The organism is Oleiphilus sp. HI0123 (assembly GCF_001635315.1).
Genome location: NZ_LWGE01000659.1, coordinates 1 through 6207 on the forward strand (window position 1 = coordinate 1; position 6207 = coordinate 6207).

The window sequence follows — 6207 nt, forward strand, 5'->3', positions numbered from 1 at the left end:
ACCGGAACGGTACCTTTCGGAGAATAATGCAGCATTGTCGCTGGCTTATTTCGTAAGACAATTTCCCTTATCTGAATCTTTTCCTGGCTAAGAGTCAGGGCCAACCGTGCTCTCATGGCATAAGGGCAGCGTCTGAAGGTGTATAGAATTGTCGAAGGCATGGGCGCAACCGTGTTTTGAAAACAGGCATGATTCCATTTGCTTTAACTAAAAGCAATTGAAGTTCTAAGTTGTACAGGTGTTATCGACTGGAATAAAAAAAGAGGGCCGAGGCCCTCTTAGAGTTAGTACTGCTTTATTAGTTATCGTTTTGGGTGTGTCTGGTAGGGAGGCTCAAATTTGTTTTATTGAGCCAATAGAGTTTGAACGATTTCAATACCTGCAGCTTGGTGAGCTTGCGTAGTTGGGTGAATTTCATCATAGAACAAGAAGCCAGTAGCTGTTACGTAACCATCACACTCAGGGTGAAGTGCACCACCTTGAGATAGCATGTAAGCACATGCGTCGTCAGTATTGGTGTAGCCATAGTCTTCAGCGTTGTCGACTTGATCAGTCAAGAAGCTGAATAGGTCGTACTCGATAAAATCGACACCTGTTTGATGCTCAAGACGAGCCAATTTACGATCCAGCTTGCGATTGAACTTAGCTGAAAGCTTAGTAGTAACTCGTACAAGGCGGTTCGCTTTGCGCTCTTGGCGAGTCGTTTGAGTGTTTGCAAGTAAGCCAGCAACAACCAAATCAGTTTCGGGGATCGCGCCGATATCTGGAGCATTAGATACTAGAATGTGCTGAGCACCAGAAGCGATCAATTTTTCGATTTGAGCAATTTCAGATTCAACAGCTGCTTTCAATGAAGCATTAGCTGCCTGACGAATAGCCTGACGCTCTTGAGCTGTAGAAGCGAAAACTGCTCCTGAGCGAATTTCACGTGCTGCACGAATGTCATTGCCACCGATTAATACGATGTATAGCGCGTCTGAAGGAGCAACACCTGCATTGATTTGTAGGAAAGCATTAACCTGGGTAGGTAGGTTGATGTCCGGTGTAGATTCATCACCATCTTCGTCAACTGCTTTTGCACCAGCAATAGCAAAGTTGTTACCAGTATAACCACCCGCTAAGTGTAGCGATGGTGTTAGGGTATGACCTAGTGCTGCTGCAACGAATTCTACCGCTACAGGGCCATTGGTGAAACGTTCACCATAGGTTTGGTCTGGTGCAATGGCATTAAGGTTACCATTATCAGAAAGGCTATCGCCAAATACGTATACATTACTGTAGCCGTTCGCATTAACCGCGAATGCAGCAACAAGTAGTGACGTCAGTGTCACCAACTTCAATTTCAGGCTTTTCATCAATCGACTCCGTTAATTTTCTTAATTTTGTTTTTTTCATGTATGTAAGTGTTTTATATGTTCTTAAAGAACTATTCTTTTTCAGGTTCTTTCTTGTCTGACTTTTTTGGGGGACTCCTCCAAAGCAATGACAAGTAAGTGATTTAAACCATATAAAAAAGAGGATTACGAAGCTGTGGCAAAGAAGGGTAATTTAGGTAACTTAGGTTAAATTCAGAGTTTTCAGTGAGACTTGGTTCAAAACTAATCAAATTTCATCGAGATGAGTTCTTATATTACTTGGAATATTGCAAACAAAACCCATGATAAAACGAGTAAAGACCAGGGTAACCACGTCTGTGCTTTAGGTGGCTGAACATGCTCTTCAAGCTGTTTTTCTTCACTACTGCTTGCCATCTGTTTGGCTTTTTCTGCAGCTTTTAATTGCTTGTCGAGCTCTCGGCTTTTGGCTTTGTGCTGTTTTTTATACTGCTCAATCCCTTTTTGAATACCCTGGGCAATGATTTTTGTTTGTTCTTTCGTTTGGCCTGGGCGTTGGTTCGCTTTTGCCAGCTTATTAGCTTCTTCCAGCGTCCGCTCGCTTCCTTTTGAGTGCCGCTTATCATATTTTGCCATTTTACTTCCTTGGTTCTATTTGGGGGTGAGCTGATGAGGGAATTGATTGCAAGTGATCTAGCCTATGAATAGTTGTCTTCAACACGCCTGGTTAGTTCAGATAGTTCCTGTGTATCTTGTTCATTCAAGTCGCAGTTAGCCAAAACGAAGTTTGCCGTGCGCACTACGGCTCGCCACCTGGGCCTATCAGGGATAGTACGAGCGCTCAGGTACTTGTCAAAGGTTCGAGTTTTAACCGTGGTGCCGTCCACGTATACACGCCAGCAGCGACTTTGCTCTGCCAGGTCAACCTTTGTCTTATTTGTTGAGCGCTCCCAAATATTTAGTGAGTTCCTCAACAGTTCGACAATAAGCTCTTTGCCATCAAATTCGGTTTTATCATCGTGTTCAAGAGCTGGAGGAGAGTCTATATATTGAACTGAGTCTGTATCGCCTATTTGTTCACTGATTTGCTCTCCCGCATGATCAGGATCAATGAGAACATGCCTTAGTGCCCCTTCAATTTCATTGATTTTACGCCGACTTTCGCTCAGCTCATGAGTTAGTGCTGCCAGGGCATTATCAGTCTGTAAAGGCTTACCTTCAACCTGTTCTGGCGACAGTTCTCTTTGGTCGATAACCAAGGCTAAATAAGGTTGACCGGACTCGTTAACGTATTTGATGGAAGCGTGCCATACAGCCTGCTCGCCGGGTTCACTCATCAAGTCTATTGAGTAGGCCGAATCGGGCTTTTCGACTAACGCTTTCTCCAGTTGAGAGAGTAGCTCTGGCAAAACGAAGTCGCTAATGGGGCGCCCTAGTAGGCTGGACTCGGATGATTCACCAAGTTTGTGGCTAAATTCTTGTAGCGCTCTATCATTCGTGTAAGCAATATTGAGTTGCTCGTTGATGACGATAATAAGTTCTTCACTAATATCCAGAACGTTAAGCAACTTCGAATTAAGTTCGGATAACTCTTCTTCCAGGGCTTCTCGTTTAGCGATCTCGTTGCGAAGCTTCTGGTTTTCCTGGTTCGCGATCCAGCACCTTCTTACGCTTAGCTGACTTTCTACGCGGGCGATTAGTTCTTTATTATGATAGGGCTTGATGAGGTAATCATTGGCACCTTGGCTCAGGGCGCTGACAATATCGGATATTTGATGCCGTGCTGTCAGCATGATGATGGGGAGTTCATAGCTGTCGAACTGCTTCCGAACCAGGGTGCAGACTTCAATGCCGCTCATTTTTGGCATCATAAAGTCGAGTAATATCAGGTCAGGTACTTGTTGGTTGAGCCTGGCTAGAGCGCTAATTCCATCCGGGAAGACTTCATATCGATAACCTTGTTGTGACATCAGGCTGGAAACCAGCTCCAGGTTTACGGGTTCATCGTCGACGATAAATATCAGCGGAGTCATTTCTTCGCTACCGCCTTCAAACGATAAATCGGGTAGTTTTGCAGAGGTTTCGCTGGTAGAAACCTGAGTTTCCTTAGTGATAATAGGTGCTTGAGTGGCTGGTAGAGCGGTTTCAGCTAATTGCTTATTGGCTTCCTGATTGCTGACCAAACCAGCGGGTAAGGATAGGGTGACATCTGTGCCTTGATTGGCCTGGCTTTTAATCGTTAGGGAACCGCCGTGCAATTCAACAAGCTGTTTACTGATGGCTAGGCCGAGCCCGGTTCCGCTTGCTGAAGGGTGACCTTCAACATGGACTTGCTCGAAGGGACGAAACAGGCTGTGTAGTTTCTCTTCAGGGATACCGACACCTGTATCAGAGATCTTAATTAATACTTCTTCTCCTACCTGGTAAGCGCTTAGTGTGATTTTGCCTTGTTCGGTATATTTGACGGCATTGCCTAGTATATTGATCAATATTTGCTGCACGCGAAACTCATCTGCATTTAAGTTTCTAACCTTAGGTGAAATCTCTGCTTTTAACTCAATAGGCTTCTTATCCAGAAGAGGTTTCATGGTGGTAAGTACTAACTCTGATATAGACTGAAGATCTATGGGAGCGATATTCAGTTTTAGCTTTCCATGTTTGATACTCGAAAAATCAAGAATGTCGTTCACCAGGATATTCAAGCGCTGCGAGGTGTTAGAGATAAGCTCAATCTTGTTTTTTTGGTCTGGACTTAAGCTCTGCTGATCACTTTCGATTAATACTTTTGCTAGCCCCGAGATACCTTGTAAAGGCGTTCGTAGTTCGTGAGAGGTAGTGGCCAAAAACTCATCTTTGAAGGCATCCATTTCGATAAGTTCTTTATTTCGACTTTTTAGTTGCTTCGACATCGCCTCTACTAAGTCTAGGTTCTTCAGATAGTTCCGTTGAAGGGCGATGGACTGGGAGATAACAAAAGCCAGTACGCCAAAATGTGCGACATTAAAAGGTGTGCCGAAAATACCATTGGCTTTGAGTACATCATGAATAACGGTAAGCGCCAAAATAAGTAAACTGGCGCCAAAAGCTTTAACCCGTTTTCCACCTGCTTGAACAACTTTTAAGTACATAGCCATTGCAAAGGTGACGCTAATTAATACCAGTACCTGAAATGCCACATTCAACTCGGTGTATATTCGGTTCTCGAATGCCAGGCAGATAAAGACAAAGGGGGTGATTAGCACCCATGAGACTCTCATGGTAAAGGCCGGGATATATTTCCGGTATAAGGCGCTAAAGAAGCCCATAAAGAAAGGAAGCGTCAGGTAAAAACTTAAATGCTCAAGGCGTTGGAGGCTTGCCCAGCTGAACCAGTCAAATAAGTGCAGAACCCGCTCATCAATCATTAAGCGCCTGAAGCCCACAGCCAAGCACAATAGACCAAAGTATAGAGCGCTAACCTCTTTTGAGCGGAAGGCGAATAATGAAAAATTATACAGGCCGATTGCAATTAGAATTGAGCCAAAGAAGACTGCCGATATGATCGGACGATACTCCATATTGAAACGGCCGGCCTCGCCCGTCATGCGTAGACTAAACCATATGCCGCCCTCGCGATAATGGTGATTAGACAGATGAATCACGATATCTAGTTCGCTAGCATGATTGGTGAGTTTGATTACTCTGGGTCTAAACTCAGGCGTTTCAGTGCTCTGATAATAACCGGGCTTACCGTTTTGGGCGCTAAGATTGCCGTTGATGTAAAGCTTGTAGGCGCTTGGCATGTCAGGAATATAGAGATAGATAGGCTCCAAATTCTGTGGCACCAGAACTTTTGCATGATACGTTGCAAGACCCAGAGGAGGATAGATTACCTGCTGTTCTTGAATGTGCTCACCCTTCATTGTGTCAACGCGTTGATTCTCGACAAAGCGATAGGGGTTTTTATTCCAAACACCGGGAACGGGAAATTTAATGGGGCTTTCTTCTGTCTTGTAGATGTCCTGAGGTGGAATGAAGCGGTTCCAGTAAGTATTCCAATAGCCGTCAAGGCTAAAAGATTGTTTGCTAGACCAATCTTTGTCTCGCAGGTCGATAACAAGGAGTTTATTCGTGCTTGCTTGAGCCGTATTACTTTCGGCCTGCAATGCAGAAGATACACCGGCTAAAAATAGGAAAAAAATGAGAAAGAGTGTATTTAAGCACGAGAGCTTAAGCATGTCTGACAGCCACTTATATTTTTATTATTGATCAATCATAAGGTTTATTGGCCGCTATGTCAGTGCACTCGTCTGCTTTATTGGTATTTTCTCGGTTTTTAATAAGGGCCTTAATTTCGCCAGAAAGCAGGGGTAAACAATATCAATAAAGTGAAGATCTCTAGGCGGCCCATTAGCATGGCAAAGCATAGAACCCACTTAGCGGTATCGGGAATGTCGCCGTAGTGTTGTGCGACATCACCTAAGCCTGGGCCTAAATTGTTAATACTGGCACCGACAGCTGACCAGGCAGTGACTTGGTCCAAGCCCGTTGCCAGTAACATTAAGAGCAAAATAACGAAGACGAACAAGTAAACCGAAAAGAAGCCCCAAACAGCTTCAATCACACGGTCGGGAACCGGCTTTTTGCCAAGTTTTACTGGAATAATGGCGTTGGGATGAATTAGACGTTGGATTTCTCTCAAGCCTTGCTTGTAGATGAGTAAGATTCGAATCGCCTTCATGCCACCGCCGGTTGAGCCTGCACAGCCGCCAACAAAGGCAACAACGAATAAGAGGAAGGGCAGTACGAATGGCCAGGCTGTGAAGTCTGCTGTAGCAAAGCCAGTGGTTGTTGCGATGGAAACAACTTCAAAGGCGCCTCGAATCATAGAGTC

The 6207-nt window shown here is 44.5% G+C and carries 5 protein-coding genes; all 5 read right to left on the reverse strand.

Annotation, left to right across the window (positions count from 1 at the left end):
- On the reverse strand, positions 1 to 161 hold a 161-nt coding region (locus tag A3761_RS25530), incomplete at its 3' end, for a glutathione S-transferase N-terminal domain-containing protein (protein ID WP_197472872.1).
- Positions 162 to 344: 183 nt separating this feature from the next.
- Positions 345 to 1355 (reverse strand): SGNH/GDSL hydrolase family protein, encoded by a 1011-nt coding sequence (locus tag A3761_RS05950; protein WP_068553884.1) that lies wholly within the window; start codon positions 1353 to 1355, stop codon positions 345 to 347.
- 270 nt (positions 1356 to 1625) lie between these two features.
- The gene (locus A3761_RS05955; protein WP_068512841.1) at positions 1626 to 1970 is read right to left on the reverse strand and encodes a DUF2956 domain-containing protein; all 345 of its coding nucleotides are present in this window, start codon (positions 1968 to 1970) and stop codon (positions 1626 to 1628) included.
- 62 nt (positions 1971 to 2032) lie between these two features.
- Positions 2033 to 5551: a response regulator gene (locus A3761_RS05960; RefSeq protein ID WP_068553882.1), complete on the reverse strand. Its 3519-nt coding sequence runs from the start codon at positions 5549 to 5551 to the stop codon at positions 2033 to 2035.
- A 110-nt stretch (positions 5552 to 5661) separates the two neighbouring features.
- A partial coding sequence (locus tag A3761_RS05965) for a potassium transporter TrkG (RefSeq protein WP_304439593.1) occupies positions 5662 to 6207 on the reverse strand: 546 nt, incomplete at its 5' end.